Here is a 15,686-nt window from a genome sequence, read left to right as displayed (position 1 = left end):
AATGTATCGAAAAGTTGCCGCACCGATCGACCGGTCGCAGGCACGCTGACTGCCGCAGTTCCCACTCCCCTCCGGAGGATGAGCTGCCGCAACGCCTCCTAGGGCTCTGGTCCGGGCGCGTGTTGCCACCCCGGTCCGCATCCGCGGACCCGTGGCGACCTCTCACGCCCCTTCGGAGCCTCGATGCCCACCACCCTGCACACCTTCACCCTGCGGCCTGCCATGCCTGTGCGGCAGCCAACCGCGCAGCGGGCTCAGCGGTACACGCCGAAGTCGCTGACGGAGCAGCAGTGGCAGTGGGCACGCCAGGCCGTCATCGACGCCGTCGTGGGCTCAGGAGCAACCGACGCGCAGGCGGTGGCCAGGCTGGGTGCGCTGTGCGCGTTCCTGGCAGGGACGAGCGCGTGGGACCGACGCTCGGTTCCACAGTTGGCGGCGATCGTCACGGAGCGGAATGTCCGCGCGTGGATGGCAGCCGCAGGTACGTCGACGGCACGCACGCAGGGTGTTTCGCAGCTGCTGCCCGTGGTCCGGTACCTGGCGGGGGCGCAGCCGCACCTGCGGCTGTCGCGTGAGGCCGACGTGTCCCTGACGGGCGCGGCTGGCCTCCCGGTGTCGTTCGTTGAGCTCAACGCAGCGCTGGCCCAGGTGGTCGGGTACCAGGTTGATGGTCCGGCGTGGCAGGTCGGCACTGCCAGCTGGCAGCGCACGAGCACGGTCCTGGGTGCCGACGTCATCTCGATGTTGGCCGAGCGCACCTCTCAGGAGCCCTCCATGCCCGCCCTCACCAAGGGTGCGGCGCCCGTGACCACTCCGGCCGACCGCCCCGCCCGTTCGTCCAAGCCGATGTCGAAGGCGGCGCGTGTTCGCGCCGCGAAGGACGCTCGTGCCCGCAAGGCCGCGCTGGCCCGTGCTGGCTTAACGCGTCCTGTCGAGGAGTTCGGCAACTCTCCCGAGGTTCTGGAGGCCATCGAGAAGTACCGGCCTACCCAGGACGCGCTGTGGGATGAGGTTCGTCCGCTGGCGTGCTACCTGATGGCGGCCTACCAGGCGCCGAGCGCGCGCCGCGTTCAGTCCGTGGCGTCTGCGGTGACCAGCTTCGTGCTGTGGTTCGCCACGAGCACCTACCGGGCCGACCGGTCGGTGCCGGTGACGCTTTCGGAGCTGCAGCGCATCGACGTCGCTGACGCGTACATCGTCACCCGCACTGACCTGAGTGAGAATTCCCGAGGGACGCACCGTTCCATCATTCGTCGGGTTCTGCGCCGGGCGGACAACGCCCCGAACGCGGACACGCTGCAGAAGCAGCCCATCGTCGCCCCGTACACGCCGGCTGAGTGTCGCACCCTCGTGGAGGTCGCCGCGGCGCAGCCGACCGTGCAGCGGTCCCGTCAGGCGTTGTGGCTGGTCGCCCTCGGCCTGGGTGCGGGGTTGAACGCTGGCGACTTCCGGCACCTGCGCCGCAGCGACATCACCACCGTGACCATCGACGGCGGTGAGGCGTTGGTCGTGACCGTTCCCGGCGCCAAGCCTCGCGCGGTGCCCGTGATGAGCGAGTTCGCGCCGGCGGTGCGTGCCGCGATGGCTCTGCACGACGAGGTCCTTGGCGCTGACGCCCTGGTGCTCAACGGGCTGGAGGGTCGTAAGCAGGTTTTGCGGACAACGCTGCGGCGTTTGGAGACCACGACCGGGGAGATGGTCATCAACCAGGGGCGCCTGCGGGCGACCTGGCTGTTCGCGGCCATCCACGCGCCCATCCCGTTGACGGTGCTGCTGGATGTCGCTGGCCTCGCGTCGGCGCGCTCACTGACGGAGCTGGCGCAGTACTCCCCGGCGCGGGAGGCCACGAGTGCCGAGACCCTCGCGCTGGTGAAGCAGGAGGTGGCTCGATGAACAGCGTCCCCCTCATCACCCGCGCCATCGGGACTTCTGGCATCGCCACCCGCATCGAGACGGAGATGGCCAAGCAGGTCGGTCGCCCCCGTCAGCTGACCGTCCTGGCGTTGCTGGTCGGCATCGCGGTGTCGCTGTCGAGGCACGGGAAGGTCCGCCTGCGGGAGGTCGCGCCCCTGCTGAACGACCTGCCCCGTTCCCAGCGCACTGCGCTTGGGCTGACCGGCCCCGTCGAGCCGCACAACGTCTACTACCTGTGGTCGCAGGTCAACAAGGCGTTGGCGCCGACCGACCCGAACAACGAGCAGCACTGCAAGCTGTCGCAGAAGCTCCTCGACGACCTCAGCGATGCGCTGCTGGACGTGACGCTGGCAGGGATGCCCCGTGACACGCGCGTCGTCATGGACGACACCGCCGTAGAGACCTGGGGCCGGCGCCGCGCCATCAAGTCCGACAAGGACGCGCGGCAGTACCGCGACCGGGGCCGTCGCATCGACACCGACGCCCGCCACGGGCACCGCACCCCGACCGCTGTCGCGGACACCGACAAGCTGTACGGGTACCACGTCACCGCCCTGGGTCAGAGCTGCGGAGCGAACATCTTCGAGCGCATCCGGTTGCGCGCCGCGAACGCCTCGCCGGCGCCCGCGGGGGTGGCGCTGCTGACGGACACGGTGAACGCGCGAGAGCGTGCCGGGATGTCTGGCATCGACGCGGTCCTGGCGGACCGGGGGTTCACGTACGCGAAGGAGCAGTCGTGGGCGACTCCGCTGCGGCTGCTGGGCATCGCGAACATCCAGGACATGCACCCCCTCGACAAGCGGTTCGTCACCTCCGGTCGCGGGTACGACATCGTTGACGGCACCCCGCACTGCCACCGGATGCCGACACGGCTGCGGAAGTTGACGCGTCCGACGAACCTGTCCCAGGCGCCCCTGACGGCCAACCCCACGAAGAAGGAACAGGAAGCGCACGCGGAGCGCGCGCAGCAGGTGGCGCAGTTCGACGCCGATGTGGCCGAGCGCGAAAAGTACGCGTTCGAGCGTCACGGCAAGACCGCCAACGGTGAGCGGTGGTCCTGCCCCGCGAAGGTCGGCAAGGTCTTGTGCGAGGGCTGCCCCCTGGCGGTCCCCGCGGCCGAGGACGCGCCGACCATCGTTGACCCACCTCTGATGCCACCCGCGCAACTGCGCAAAGAACGGCCGGCGTGCGCGCAGCAGACCATCCTCATCGCGTGGAACGAGAACGAGAAGCACCGCCAGCCCCACGCGTGGGGAACGGCCGAGTGGCGCTCCACCTACGCTGCCCGCACCCGCATCGAGGGCGCGTTCGGGACGGTCAAGAACCGCGGAGGTCTGGTCAAGGGATGGATTCACGTCCTCGGTCTGGTCAAGACCAGCCTGATGACGATGCTGCTGTTCGCGATGCACAACCTGCGCGTGCGGGCTGCGAACGGGCACCACCTGCCCGAAGGTCCGGAGGCCATCAAGGTCGACGACGAACTGCTCGTTGACCCCGACACGGGTGAGGTTCTCGAGCACGTCGAGCGCCGCGAGCCGCCAGCACGGACCTAAGCGTCCACTCGGTCCGCTTGTTGAACTGAATACCCCCAGCTCGACCCGGCGATAGCCCGCGGCCTCAGGCCAGCGGGCCATGAGTGCTACCCACGAGCCAGCCCCGACACGCGTCACGCGTGTCGGGGCTGGCTCGTGTCGTGTGCCCGCCCGCTGCCGTCACGGACCAGGAACTGCGCGACACCCATCTGAAGCACGAAATCCCGCCCCAGAGGTCTCTGGGCGGGCTTTTGCGAACGGCGACGCGATGGAATCGCTAATCGCCCTCGGCGGAGGGCGTGGGATTCGAACCCACGATGACGTTGCCGCCATAGCGGTTTTCAAGACCGCCGCACTAGGCCACTATGCGAGCCCTCCTCGTCGCCGACGAGCGGCGAGCGCTCCCACGGTAGGCCATGGCCGGTGTGGGTAGGGTCGGTGGTGAGGCCAAGCCACCAGATCGAAAGGGACTCCACATGTCGAAGATCTCCTTCCTCCTCGGCGCCGGCGTCGGCTACGTGCTCGGCGCACGGGCGGGACGTCAGCGCTACGAGCAGATCCGCGCCGGGGCGAGCAAGGCCTGGCAGTCGCAGCCGGTCCAGCAGCAGGTCGCCACGGCCAAGCACGCCGCGAAGACCAAGGCCGCACCGGCGGCCCTCGACGCGGTGAGCGGCGTGGCCGCGACCGCCGGCGCCAAGATGCGCGAGGGCGCGGGCAAGATCACCGGCGACCCGGAGCGCGACGTGACCAGCGCGGTCGCGGCCGACACCCAGGGCCCGTCGACCTACCCGCTCGGCGAGGGCCCCTCGGCCTGACGCGATCACCAGGACGCACATTTCCCCGGGGAGGTGCGCGTCCTGCCACCACCCGAGCGCGCATTTGTTCGGGAAAAAGATGCGCGGGGTGGGACCAGCGAGAGACACGAAGGCGCTGCCCTGAGGTTCGAGGAGCCCCAACGACGAGACACGAAGGGGGGTGAGCGGACCGATCGGTCCGCTCACCCCCTTCGTCCTGCCGGTGGCTAGATGAAGATCGCCGGGTCGGCGTAGAGCAGGTCCTCGCGGCTGAGGTCGCCGCCGAGCTGCGGGAAGCGGTACTGCGCCGGGATCCCCGTCGCGACGGCCCCGGTGGGCACGTCCTTGACGACGACCGAGTTGGCGCCGACCTTGACATTGCTGCCGACGTGGATGTCACCGAGGATCTTGGCGCCCGCCCCGACCATGACCTTGTCGCCGAGCGTCGGGTGGCGCTTGACGCGCTGGCCCGAGGTGCCACCCAGCGTGACGCCGTGGAAGAGCATGACGTCGTCGCCGATGACCGCCGTCTCGCCGACGACGACACCCATCCCGTGGTCGATGAAGAAGCGTCGACCGATGTGCGCGCCGGGGTGGATCTCGACGCCCGTGACCGAGCGCGAGACGTAGGCCAGCAGGCGGGCGGGCCACTTCCAGCCCGGCCGCATCCACCAGCGGTGGGCGATGCGGTGCAGCCAGATGGCGTGCAGGCCGGCAGAGGTCAGGAGCACGACCCACCGCGACGTGGCGGCGGGGTCGCGCTCCATGGCCGCGGCCAGGTCCTCACGGATCGTGGCGCGGATCGGCAGGTGGGAGGCCACGGTCAGTCGACGAGCCCTTCGAAGAGCGGGGTGGACAGGTAGCGCTCGCCGAAGCTGGGGATGATGACGACGATCGTCTTGCCGGCGTTCTCCGGGCGCTTCGCGACCTGGTCCGCGGCGGCGAGGGCGGCACCGGAGGAGATGCCGACGAGCAGCCCCTCGTCGGTGGCCGACTTGCGGGCCCACTCGATGGCGGTCGGCGCGTCGATGTCGATGACCTCGTCGTAGATCTCGGTGTCGAGGATCTCCGGCACGAAGTTGGCGCCGAGGCCCTGGATCTTGTGCGGACCGGGCTGGCCCCCGTTGAGGATCGCGGACTCGGCCGGCTCGACGGCGATGATCTGGACGTCGGACTTCTGCGAGCGCAGGTAGCGTCCCGCGCCGGTGATGGTGCCGCCGGTGCCGATGCCGGAGATGAGGATGTCGACCTTGCCGTCCGTGTCCTCCCAGATCTCCGGGCCGGTGGTCTTCTCGTGGATGGCCGGGTTGGCGGCGTTCGCGAACTGTCGCGCCTGGACCGCGCCACGCTCGTTGGCGATCTCCTCGGCCTTCTCGACCGCACCCTTCATGCCCTTGGGCCCCTCGGTGAGGACGAGCTCGGCGCCGTAGGCACGCAGCAGCGCGCGACGCTCCTTGGACATCGTCTCCGGCATGGCCAGGACGACCTTGTACCCGCGCGCAGCGCCGACCATGGCCAGGGCGATGCCCGTGTTGCCGGACGTGGCCTCAACGATCGTGCCACCGGGCTTGAGCTCGCCGGACGCCTCGGCCGCGTCGATGATCGCGGTGCCGATCCGATCCTTGACGGAGCTGGCCGGGCTGTAGAACTCCAGCTTGGCGGCGACGGTGGCCTCGGAGTCGATGATGCGGTTGATCCGCACCAGCGGGGTCCGGCCGACGAGCTTGGTGGCGTCTTCGTAGATGGGCAACGCGGTTCCTTCCATCGAGGGTGCAGGTGCCGCGGCTGCGGCGGGAGCTCGTCCGAGACAACGAACGAGACGTTATGGATATTCCAACATCGTGTTATCCATCATCGCAAGGGCGTCTCAGGCTGACGCAGCGGCCCTACGAGGCGCGGGGGGACCCCTTCGTCCGGCTGTGTCGACCCCGAACTAAGGCTGCCCTCGGTGACGAGCGACGCACCACCTCAGAGCTTTTCGTGACCTCCGGAGACCTAGACTTCACCCATGTCTGCCCTCCAGATCGTCGCGATCGTCATCGGGGTCGGGATCACCATCGTCGGATGGGGCCTGCTCGCCCGCGCCGTCAAGCACTTCCTGACCGTCTTCAAGCTCGGCAAGCCCACCCAGGGCGAGCGGACCAACTCGCCGGGCGCGCGCCTGGCGACGCTGTTCCGCGAGTTCTTGGGGCACACCCGCATGGCCAGGTTGCCGATCGTGGCGATCGCCCACTGGTTCGTGATGATCTCCTTCGGTGTCCTCTTCGGCACCCTGGTGCAGGCGACGGTCCAGCTCTTCGACCCGCACTTCCACCTGCCGCTCATCGGCAGCTTCCTGCCCTACGAGTGGCTCGTCGAGCTGCTCGCGGTGACCGGCTTCGTCGGCATCATCGCCCTGATGCTCATCCGGCAGAAGAACCACCCGCGCTCCGCGATCGGCGAGGAGGGCCGCAAGTCCCGCTTCTACGGGTCGACCTTCTGGCAGGCCTACTACGTCGAGTTCACGATCTTCGGCGTCGGCCTGTGCATCACGCTGCTGCGCGGTCTCGAGTACGCGCTGCTCAAGGGCGCCGGCGACGACCACGGGTCCTTCCTGCACTTCCCGCTGACGGGCGCGCTCGGCGAGCTCTTCACCGGCCTGTCCGAGGGGACGCTCGAGGCGGCGATCATCGCGATCGCGCTCATCAAGCTCGTCATCTCGTACGCGTGGATGATCACCGTCTCGCTCAACCCGACGATGGGTGTCGCGTGGCACCGGTTCCTCGCGTTCTTCAACATCTACTTCAAGCGCCACGCCGACGGCCGCACGTCGCTCGGTGAGCTGCAGCCGATGCTCGTCGACGGCAAGCCGTTCTCCATGGAGGTCATGGAGGAGATGGAGGAGGAGACCACCCTCGGCGTCGGCAAGGTCGAGGACTTCACGTGGAAGGGCCTGCTCGACTTCTCCACCTGCACCGAGTGCGGTCGCTGCCAGAGCCAGTGCCCCGCGTGGAACACCGAGAAGCCCCTCTCCCCCAAGCTGCTCATGATGACGCTGCGCGACCACGCGCACTCCAAGGCGCCGTACCTGGCCGCCGCCAACGGCGTCTCGGGCGTCATCGCCTCGCCGGGTGGGGCCAAGGGCCAGACCGCCAGCGGTGCCGTCGCGCTGGCCGGCGCACCCGGGACGAAGGGGGGCGAGGCGGAGGGCGCCGTCGCCACCGCGGAGCCCGACGCCATCAACTGGGCCGAGATGTCGCTCGTCGGCCAGACCGGCTACGACGTCGACCACCCGCTGTCGGCCTACAACCCGCACGGCCCGGACGCCGTCATCGACGAGGACGTCCTGTGGTCCTGCACCACCTGTGGCGCCTGCGTCGAGCAGTGCCCCGTCGACATCGAGCACGTCGACCACATCGTCGACATGCGCCGCTACCAGAACCTCATCGAGTCGGCCTTCCCGAGCGAGCTCGGCGGCCTGTTCAAGAAGCTCGAGTCCAAGGGCAACCCGTGGGGCATGGGTGCCAAGGCGCGCATGGACTGGGCGAAGGACCTCCCCTTCACCGTCAAGGTGCTCGGTGAGGACGCCGAGTCCGCGGACGAGGTCGACTACCTCTTCTGGGTCGGCTGCGCCGGCGCCTACGAGGACCGCGCCAAGAAGACGACGCGCGCGGTCGCCGAGCTCTTCGACCACGCCGGCGTGGACTTCGCGGTCCTCGGCAACGGCGAGACCTGCACCGGTGACTCCGCTCGCCGCGCGGGCAACGAGGTGCTCTTCCAGATGCTGGCGGAGCAGAACGTCGAGACGCTCAACGAGCTCGGCGCGACGAAGATCGTCGTCACGTGCGCGCACTGCTTCAACACGATCAAGAACGAGTACCCGCAGCTCGGCGGCAAGTACGAGGTGCTGCACCACACGCAGCTGCTCAACCGCCTCGTCCGCGAGAAGAAGATCGTCCCGGTCAACCGCCCCGAGGGCCCGCGCAAGTCGAGCCTGAAGGACGTCGCGTCGTCCGCGCCGTCGGTGACCTACCACGACCCGTGCTACCTGGGTCGTCACAACAACGTCTACGCCCCGCCGCGTGAGCTCATCTCGGCCCTGCCGGGTGTCGAGCTCAAGGAGATGGAGCGGACCAAGGAGAAGTCCTTCTGCTGCGGCGCCGGTGGCGCCCGCATGTGGATGGAGGAGCAGCTCGGCTCGCGGATCAACCTCAACCGCACCGAGGAGGCCATCGCGACCGGCGCCGACCGGATCGCCGTGGGCTGCCCCTTCTGCCGCGTCATGCTCAGCGACGGCCTGACGGCCAAGCAGTCCGAGGGTGCGTCCGAGGACATCGAGGTCGTCGACGTGGCCCAGATGCTGCTCGCGTCGGTCAAGGAGGCGGTCGTCCCCGCGAAGGGCGGCACCACCGAGGCGCAGGAGCAGGCCGAGGCCGAGCCCAAGACCGCCGTCCCCGCGCCCACCGAGGGTGAGGGAGCGAAGGGGGCGACCCCCGCCGCTCCGAGCGAGGCCGAGACCGCGCAGACCGCTGCCGCGGTCGAGGAGGCCGGCGAGGACCCGAAGGCCGTTGCCGGTCGCGAGACCGCTGCGGACAAGAACGCCGCTCCCTCGTGGGAGACCGGCGCTGCCGTGGGCGCTGGTGCTGCAGCGGCCGGCGCTGGTGCTGCCGCCGCGAGCGCCGACTCGTCCGCTGCGGACAAGAACGCCGCCCCGTCCTGGGAGACCGGCTCGGCTGCCGAGAAGAATGCCGCTCCCTCCTGGGAGACCGGCGCTCCGGCTGCCGCCCCGGCTGCGGAGGCCCCCGCGGCCGAGGAGCCGAAGGCCGACGCCACCGCTGCGGAGAAGAACGCCGCTCCCTCCTGGGAGACCGGCTCGGCTGCGGAGAAGAACGCCGCTCCCTCCTGGGAGACCGGCGCTCCGGCCGCCGCCCCGGCTGCCGAGGCCCCCGCGGCCGAGGAGCCGAAGGCCGACGCCACCGCTGCGGACAAGAACGCCGCCCCGTCCTGGGAGACCGGCTCGGTCGCGGACAAGAACGCCGCTCCCTCCTGGGAAACCGGGACTCCGGCTGCCGAGGAGCCGAAGGCGGAGGCCCCCGCGGCCGCGGAGCCCAAGGTCGAGGCAGCCGCCGCTGACGACACGGTCACCAGCAAGAACGCTGCCCCCTCGTGGGAGACGGGCTCGGTTGCGGAGAAGAACGCTGCTCCCTCCTGGGAGACCGGCACCCCTGCCGCTGCCCCGGCGGCCGAGGCACCCGCGGCCGAGGAGCCCACAGCTCCGGTCGAGGAGCCAAAGGGTGAGGCACCCGCCCCTGCCGAGACCGCCGCGCCTGCTGAGGCTCCTGCCCCTGCGGCGAGCGGTGGAAGCGACCTCGCGAGCAAGAACGCCGCTCCCTCGTGGGAGACCGGCGCTCCGGCCGCCGCCCCGGCTGCCGAGGCCCCCGCGTCCGAGGAGCCGAAGGCCGAGGCACCCGCGGTCGAGGCACCTGCCGAGCCGGACGTCACCGAGGCCCCTGTGACCGAGGAGCCCACGGCTCAGGTCGAGGAGCCCCAGGCGCCTGCGGCGGCGGAGCCCGCCCCGCAGGCCACCGCACCGGCAGCGGCGCCGGCCGGCGACAGCGACCTGGCACGCAAGAACGCTGCTCCCTCGTGGGAGACGGGCGCGGCCGCTCCGGCTGCCGCTGCAGCACCTGCTGCTGAGGCTCCCGCGGCCGAGGCTCCTGCTGCCGAGGCTCCCGAGCCCGCGGTCGACGAGCCGCAGGCCGAGCAGGTCGCCGAGGCCCCCGCGGCCGAGCAGGTCACCGAAGCACCGCAGGCCGAGACGCCTGTCGCCGAGGAGCCTGCTCAGTCCGAGGACGCTCCCGAGCCCCAGGCGGAGCAGCCCCGGGTGGAGGAGCCCCAGGCCGAGGAGGCGAAGGCCGAGCAGCCCGCTGCCGACACCCCCGCTCCCTCGGCCGCCGACACGGGCGACCTGTCGGAGCTCGCGAAGAAGAACGCGAACCCGTCCTGGGAGTGACCACAGCACGACCCACGACGAGGGGGCTGCGCACACGGTGCGCAGCCCCCTTCGTCATTGCCGGGTGCGCCGGACGCCGACACCCCCATCCCGGCAGCATTGATGTCACGTGGCTGCCCGGAAAGGGGCAACCACGCGACATCAACGACGACAGGTGACCTCAACGCCGCCAGGCGGACCGGCCGCGAGACGCACCAAGCCACCCCGGACACACGTCGGCCCCGGCCGGATGGCCGGGGCCGACGTCACGCGAGGGTCGCTCAGAGGAGCGGGCCGGTGACCGTCAGGCCGAGCTCGGGCACCAGGACGAAGAGCGCGAAGAGCGCGAGCGCCCCACCGGCGAGCGAGATGGTCTTGTTGAACTGGATCTGCTCGTTCATGCGGGCCTCACCATCGGCCTTCCAGAACCGGTGCATGAGGAAGGCGATCGGCGCGACGGCGACGAGGATCATCAGCGAGCCGAGGTCGCCCCAGACACCGAGGATGACCGAGAGGGAGCCGACGACCATGAGCACGCCGGAGACGATGACGCTGAGCTTGGCCGCCGGGACACCCACGGACTTGGCGTAGCCCGCCATCGCCTCGCTCTGGGTCAGGTGGCCGATGCCGGACGCGATGAAGATCGCGGCGAAGAGGATGCGGGCGATGAGGACGATGATGTCCATGGGAGAACCTCCGAGTTAGTTGTTTGTTTAACTATCGAAGGTCTCAAGCGTCAGCGGCCCCGACTTCTTCCCGACCCAGATGTGGCCTCGGCCACATCGGGACACCGGTCAGGCGAGCCCCTCCTCCGTGAGGAAGTCCTCGGCCACCTGGTCCGGGTCCTCCTTGTCGATGTCGGTGCGCTTGAGCATCTGCTGCAGCTTGTCGGTCGTGAGCTTCGAGGAGACCTCGTCCAGCGTCTTGGACACCTGCTCCTGCACGTCGGTGCGCACGAGGGGCACGACGTTCTGGCTGCCGAAGAGCTTCTCGGTGTCCTCGAGCACGACGAACTCGTTCTCCACGATCGCGGGGTCGGTGCTGAAGATGTTCGCGGCGTCGATCTGCCCGTTCTTCAGCGCACCATTGGTGGCCTGGCCGGGCTTGAGCGGGCGGAAGGTCTTGAACTCCACCCCGTAGACCCGCTTGAGGCCGGGGATGCCCTGGGCGCGCGTCTTGAACTCCGAGGGCGCGCCGAGCGTCATCTCGCCGGCGACGTCCTTGAGGTCCGCGACGCTCTTGAGGTTCTTGCTCTCGGCGGTCTCCTTCGTCACGACGATGGAGTCCTTGTCCTCGGCCTCCGACTTCTCGAGGACGGCCATGCCGTCGGGCAGCAGCCCCTCGAGCGCGTCGTAGGTCTTGTCCGGGTCGGTCTCGGCGAACTCCTTGTCGTAGTACAGCGCCAGACCGCCGGTGTACTCCGGCATGACGTCGACCGAGCCCTCCTCGAGCGCCTTGAGGTAGATCTCGCGCGGCCCGACGGTCTTGGTCGAGGCCGTGACGCCGTCGGCCTCGAGCGCGCCGGCGTAGATGTGCGAGAGCAGGATCGACTCGGAGAAGTCGGCGGAGCCGACGACCACCTCACCGGCGGCGGCGTCGCCCCCTTCGCTCGACGAGGAGCTGGAGAGCGGGTCACCACCGCCACCACAGGCGGACAGACCCAGCGCGCCGGCGAGGGTGAGGGACACGGCGGCGGTGCGGACGGTGCGGATCATGGCTTTCCTCCAGCGGTGACGGGGTCGGACGTGGGACGAAGGGGGCGGGAGCGGCCGGTGAGTCCCGGGGAGACCACGAGACGCTCGAGCAGGGCGAAGGGGGCGTCGAGCGCCAGCGCGAGCAGCGCCACGAGCATCGCGCCGCCAGCCGTGCTCGCGTAGTCGCGGGTCGCGAGGCCGTCGATGAGGAATCGGCCGAGGCCGCCGAGCCCGACGTACGCGGCGACGGTCGCGGTGGCGACGACCTGGAGCACCGCGGCCCGCAGCCCGGAGATGAGCAGCGGCAGGGCGATCGGCAGCTCGACCTGCCAGAGCACCTGGCGGCCGGTCATGCCGATGCCCTTGGCGGCGTCGCGGGCCGCGGGCGAGACGGCTTCGACGCCGGCATAGGTCCCCGAGAGGATCGCGGGGATCGCGAGCAGCACGAGCACGATGACGCTCGGCACGAGGAAGGCCGCGTCGCCGGGCAGGCGCGGCAGGAGCACGAGGGTCAGGGCGAAGAGCAGACCGAGGGTCGGCACGGCCCGCAGGGCATTGGCCGCGGTGACGAGCCAGCGCCCGCGGCCGGTGTGACCGATCCACAGCCCGATCGGGATGGCGATGGCCGCAGCGATGACGAGCACGATGAGGGTGTAGCCGATGTGCTCGATGAGCCGCGCGAGGATGCCGTCGGCCCCCGACCAGCTCTCGCTGCTCGTCAGCCACTCGAGGATCGACCCGATCATGCCGCCCCCTGCCCCACACGCAGCCACGGGGTGAGCACCTGCTCGAGCAGCCGGATCGCCAGGTCCATGACGAGGGCCAGCAACACGCACCCGAGGATGCCGGCGGCGAGCTCGCCGGCGATGGCCCGGTTGTACCCGTCGACGAGCAGGTCACCGAGCTGGTTGACGCCGATGAGTGAGGCGATCGAGACGATCGAGACATTGCTGACCGCGGCGACGCGCAGCCCAGCGGCGATGACGGGCACCGCGAGCGGCAGGTCGACGCCGAAGAAGCGCCGCACCGGCGTGTAGCCCATGGCCGTCGCAGAGCGGGTCACCTCCTCGGGCACCGACCCGAGCCCATCGACGACCGAGCGCACGAGCAGCGCGACCGTGTAGATCGTCATGGCGACGACGACGTTGAGCGGGTCGAGGATGCCGGTGCCGAGCACGAGCGGCATGAGGACGAAGAGCGCGAGCGACGGCACGGTGTAGAGCAGCCCGGCCGAGACGACGACGGCGCCGCGGATGCGCCGGTGACGGTTGGCGAGCCAGCCCAGCGGCAGCGAGATGAGCAGCCCGAGGAGGAGCGGCACCCCCGCCAGCCAGGTGTGCGAGACCGTCAGCGACCAGATGTCGTCGAGGTGGTCAAGGATCCAGCTCATGGCGCGGCCGTGCGCGAGAGGGGGGCGGCCCCGGGGTCACGGGGACGCTCCTGCGACTCGATGACCGAGAGCACCTCGGTCGCGCGGCAGGTGCCGGCGAGGACGCCGTCGGTGTCGACGACGACGCCGCGGCGGCTGGGTGAGGACAGCGCCGCGTCGAGGGCGGCGCGCAGTGGCCCGTCGGTGCGGGCGAGCGTGCCACCGAGGGCGAGTGAGCTGTCGTCGAGCGCCCGGTCGGACGGCAGGTCGGCGGGGCGCGCCCACCCATGGGGTCGCCCCCCTTCGTCCACGACCAGGACCCAGCCGTCGGACCCGGCGCGGGCCGCGGCGTCGGCGACCGACGCCCCGAGCGCGACGGTCGGCTCGTCGTGGAGCGGGATCGCCGCGTGCTCGAACCCGAGCGCGCGGTAGCCGCGGTCACGCCCGAGGAAGTCGGCGACGAAGCCGTCGGCGGGGTGGGCGAGCAGCTCGGCGGGGCGGGCGAGCTGCGCGATGCGCCCACCCACCTGGAGCACCGCGACGTGGTCGCCGAGCTTGATCGCTTCGTCGATGTCGTGGGTGACCATGACGATCGTCTTGCCCAGCTCGCCCTGCAGCCGCAGGAACTCGTCCTGCAGCTGCTCGCGCACCACGGGATCGACGGCGGAGAAGGGCTCGTCCATGAGCATGACCGGCGGGTCGGCCGCGAGCGCGCGGGCGACCCCCACGCGCTGCTGCTGCCCTCCGGAGAGCTGGCTGGGGTAGCGGCGACCGAGCGCGGGGTCGAGGCCGACGAGCTCGAGCAGCTCGCGGGCCCGCGAGATCGCCTCGCGCTTGCCCGTGCCGAGCAGGAGCGGGACGGCTGCGACATTGCGCTCGACCGTGTGGTGCGGGAAGAGGCCGCCGTGCTGGATGACGTAGCCGATGCCACGCCGCAGCTGCGCGGCGTCCATCGCCAGGACGTCCTGGCCGTCGATGGTCACCGACCCAGAGGTCGGCTCGATCATCCGGTTGATCATCCGCAGGGTGGTCGTCTTGCCGCAGCCGGAGGGGCCGACGAGCACCGTGATGGCGCGGTCGGGCGCGGTCAGACTCAGGTCGTCGACGGCGATGGTGCCGTCGGGGTACTGCTTGGTGACGCCGTCCAACCGGATCATCGGCACCGTCCCATCGGGATCGCGCGGGCATGGCGCCCGCCGTGGTCCTCCAACCTAACCCGAGAACACCGACAGCACCTCTGTGCGCGTGACATCTTCGACGGAGGCGTGCTCCCAGCGCGGCTGCCGGTCCTTGTCGACGAGCTGGGCGCGGACCCCTTCGGTGAAGTCCTTGCGCTGCAGCAGCCCCCGCGCGATGAGGGTGTCGGTGTCGAGGACCTCCCGGACCGATCCCGCGTGGCGGGCCCGGCGCATCGCCTCCAGCGTCACGGCGACCGACAGCGGCGAGCGAAGGGAGATCGCCTCGGCTGCCGCACGCGCATCGGCGTGGTCGTGGTCGCGCAGTCGCCGCACGATCGCCGCGGGGTCGTCCCCGGCGTAGCACTCGTCCATCCACTCGCGGGCAGCGACGAGCGGTGCGTCCTCGCCCGTCGTGGCGTCGGCGGGGACCGGGTCGACCGGCCCTCCCGCGGCGACCGCCTTGATCAGCCGTGGCAGGTCGGAGTGGTCGACGACGGCATCGGCGAGCCCGAGGTGCACGGCGTCGGCCCCGCCGAAGGTGGCCCCGGTCAGAGCGACGTGCGTGCCGGTCTCGCCCGGCGCCCGGGAGAGCAGGTAGGTCGCGGCGACGTCGGGGAAGAAGCCGATGATCGTCTCGGGCATGGCGATCTGCGAGCGCTCGGTCGTCCACCGCGCCGCGCCGAACATCGACAGCCCGAGGCCGCCGCCCATGACGATGCCGTCCATGACGGCGATGACGGGCTTGGGGTACTCGGCGATCTGCGCGTCGAGCGAGTACTCGTCGGCCCAGAAGTCCACTCCCCCACTGGTGCCCGCCAGGTGCGCCTCGCGCACGGCGCGCACGTCGCCGCCGGCGCACAGGCCCCGGTCGCCGGCGCCCTCGAGCGAGACGACACGCACGGCCAGGTCGTCGGCCCACGCCTCGAGCTGGACCCTGATGGCGACGACCATGTCGCGGGTCAGCGAGTTGATCGCGCGCGGTCGGTTGAGCAGGACCCGTCCGAGTGATCCGTCGACGGCGAAGAGCACCTCGTCGGTGCCGGTGGGCCCGGGAGCGAAGTCAGACATGGGCGAAACCTTGGCACAGGCCCGCCCGGTCGATCTCGACCGGGTCAGCTCCTGGCCGGCGCGGCCGCGGTGGACGCCCGGACGACGAGCTCGGGCTTGAACATGTACTCCTTGGCCGGGATCGGCTCGCCACCGATCGCGTCGGAGAGGGCGGCGACCGCCGCCG

12 protein-coding genes and 1 tRNA gene are annotated in these 15,686 nt (G+C 70.6%); 4 read left to right on the top strand and 9 right to left on the bottom strand.

What is annotated here, in order from left to right:
- Positions 1-183: 183 nt before the first annotated feature.
- Together JAN01S_RS11775 and JAN01S_RS11770 are read left to right on the top strand one after the other, a co-directional pair.
- Complete coding sequence (locus JAN01S_RS11775; RefSeq protein WP_068318472.1) at positions 184-1,893, top strand: site-specific integrase; 1,710 nt, start codon at positions 184-186, stop codon at positions 1,891-1,893.
- Positions 1,890-3,467 (top strand): transposase, encoded by a 1,578-nt coding sequence (locus tag JAN01S_RS11770; RefSeq protein ID WP_068318470.1) that lies wholly within the window; start codon positions 1,890-1,892, stop codon positions 3,465-3,467. The genes JAN01S_RS11775 and JAN01S_RS11770 overlap by 4 nt, the downstream gene beginning before the upstream one ends.
- Before the next feature lie 270 nt (positions 3,468-3,737).
- Here the strand turns inward: JAN01S_RS11770 and JAN01S_RS11765 are convergent.
- Positions 3,738-3,824: transfer RNA gene (locus JAN01S_RS11765), tRNA-Ser, on the bottom strand.
- Between the two features lie 98 nt (positions 3,825-3,922).
- Here JAN01S_RS11765 and JAN01S_RS11760 point away from each other — a divergent pair.
- Entirely contained in the window at positions 3,923-4,261 is a 339-nt protein-coding gene (locus JAN01S_RS11760; RefSeq protein ID WP_068318467.1) for a hypothetical protein, read from the top strand.
- Between the two features lie 206 nt (positions 4,262-4,467).
- Here the strand turns inward: JAN01S_RS11760 and cysE are convergent, their stop codons facing one another.
- Both cysE and cysK read right to left on the bottom strand, forming a co-directional pair.
- Positions 4,468-5,061: a serine O-acetyltransferase gene (gene cysE / locus JAN01S_RS11755; RefSeq protein ID WP_068318466.1), complete on the bottom strand. Its 594-nt coding sequence runs from the start codon at positions 5,059-5,061 to the stop codon at positions 4,468-4,470.
- Positions 5,062-5,063: 2 nt separating this feature from the next.
- Entirely contained in the window at positions 5,064-6,005 is a 942-nt protein-coding gene (cysK, locus tag JAN01S_RS11750) for a cysteine synthase A (RefSeq protein WP_370670784.1), read from the bottom strand.
- Positions 6,006-6,248: 243 nt separating this feature from the next.
- On the opposite strand from cysK, the gene JAN01S_RS11745 reads away from it, so the two are divergent.
- Positions 6,249-10,232, top strand: coding sequence for a heterodisulfide reductase-related iron-sulfur binding cluster (locus tag JAN01S_RS11745; protein WP_068318461.1), 3,984 nt, complete (start codon positions 6,249-6,251; stop codon positions 10,230-10,232).
- Positions 10,233-10,492: 260 nt separating this feature from the next.
- Here the strand turns inward: JAN01S_RS11745 and JAN01S_RS11740 are convergent, their stop codons facing one another.
- The 6 genes from JAN01S_RS11740 to JAN01S_RS11715 all read right to left on the bottom strand — a co-directional run bounded on the left by JAN01S_RS11740 (position 10,493) and on the right by JAN01S_RS11715 (position 15,520).
- On the bottom strand, positions 10,493-10,897 hold the full coding sequence (locus tag JAN01S_RS11740) for a DoxX family protein (protein ID WP_068318458.1): 405 nt from the start codon (positions 10,895-10,897) through the stop codon (positions 10,493-10,495).
- Positions 10,898-11,005: 108 nt separating this feature from the next.
- A complete protein-coding gene (locus tag JAN01S_RS11735) occupies positions 11,006-11,926 on the bottom strand; it encodes an ABC transporter substrate-binding protein (RefSeq protein WP_068318455.1) in 921 nt (306 codons plus the stop codon).
- Entirely contained in the window at positions 11,923-12,651 is a 729-nt protein-coding gene (locus JAN01S_RS11730) for an ABC transporter permease (protein ID WP_068318453.1), read from the bottom strand. The genes JAN01S_RS11735 and JAN01S_RS11730 overlap by 4 nt, the downstream gene beginning before the upstream one ends.
- Entirely contained in the window at positions 12,648-13,295 is a 648-nt protein-coding gene (locus tag JAN01S_RS11725; protein WP_068318450.1) for an ABC transporter permease, read from the bottom strand. The genes JAN01S_RS11730 and JAN01S_RS11725 overlap by 4 nt, the downstream gene beginning before the upstream one ends.
- Positions 13,292-14,431 carry an ABC transporter ATP-binding protein gene (locus tag JAN01S_RS11720; protein ID WP_068318448.1) on the bottom strand — a complete coding sequence of 380 codons (1,140 nt, stop codon included), beginning with the start codon at positions 14,429-14,431 and terminating at the stop codon, positions 13,292-13,294. Before JAN01S_RS11720 ends, JAN01S_RS11725 begins: the two co-directional genes overlap by 4 nt.
- A gap of 54 nt (positions 14,432-14,485) precedes the next feature.
- Complete coding sequence (locus JAN01S_RS11715) at positions 14,486-15,520, bottom strand: enoyl-CoA hydratase/isomerase family protein (protein WP_068318447.1); 1,035 nt, start codon at positions 15,518-15,520, stop codon at positions 14,486-14,488.
- Positions 15,521-15,686 lie beyond the last annotated feature (166 nt).

This window comes from Janibacter anophelis NBRC 107843 (genome assembly GCF_001570945.1).
Lineage (GTDB): Bacteria > Actinomycetota > Actinomycetes > Actinomycetales > Dermatophilaceae > Janibacter > Janibacter anophelis.
This window is presented reverse-complemented; position numbering and strand designations above follow the sequence as displayed.

Bases quoted from the DNA above. Each gene is read 5' to 3' on its own strand.
- JAN01S_RS11775 (WP_068318472.1), top strand. From the start codon at position 184: ATGCCCACCACCCTGCACACCTTCACCCTGCGGCCTGCCATGCCTGTG.
- JAN01S_RS11770 (WP_068318470.1), top strand. From the start codon at position 1,890: ATGAACAGCGTCCCCCTCATCACCCGCGCCATCGGGACTTCTGGCATC.
- JAN01S_RS11760 (WP_068318467.1), top strand. From the start codon at position 3,923: ATGTCGAAGATCTCCTTCCTCCTCGGCGCCGGCGTCGGCTACGTGCTC.
- cysK (WP_370670784.1), bottom strand. From the start codon at position 6,005: ATGGAAGGAACCGCGTTGCCCATCTACGAAGACGCCACCAAGCTCGTC.
- JAN01S_RS11745 (WP_068318461.1), top strand. From the start codon at position 6,249: ATGTCTGCCCTCCAGATCGTCGCGATCGTCATCGGGGTCGGGATCACC.
- JAN01S_RS11740 (WP_068318458.1), bottom strand. From the start codon at position 10,897: ATGGACATCATCGTCCTCATCGCCCGCATCCTCTTCGCCGCGATCTTC.
- JAN01S_RS11735 (WP_068318455.1), bottom strand. From the start codon at position 11,926: ATGATCCGCACCGTCCGCACCGCCGCCGTGTCCCTCACCCTCGCCGGC.
- JAN01S_RS11730 (WP_068318453.1), bottom strand. From the start codon at position 12,651: ATGATCGGGTCGATCCTCGAGTGGCTGACGAGCAGCGAGAGCTGGTCG.
- JAN01S_RS11725 (WP_068318450.1), bottom strand. From the start codon at position 13,295: ATGAGCTGGATCCTTGACCACCTCGACGACATCTGGTCGCTGACGGTC.
- JAN01S_RS11720 (WP_068318448.1), bottom strand. From the start codon at position 14,431: ATGATCCGGTTGGACGGCGTCACCAAGCAGTACCCCGACGGCACCATC.
- JAN01S_RS11715 (WP_068318447.1), bottom strand. From the start codon at position 15,520: ATGTCTGACTTCGCTCCCGGGCCCACCGGCACCGACGAGGTGCTCTTC.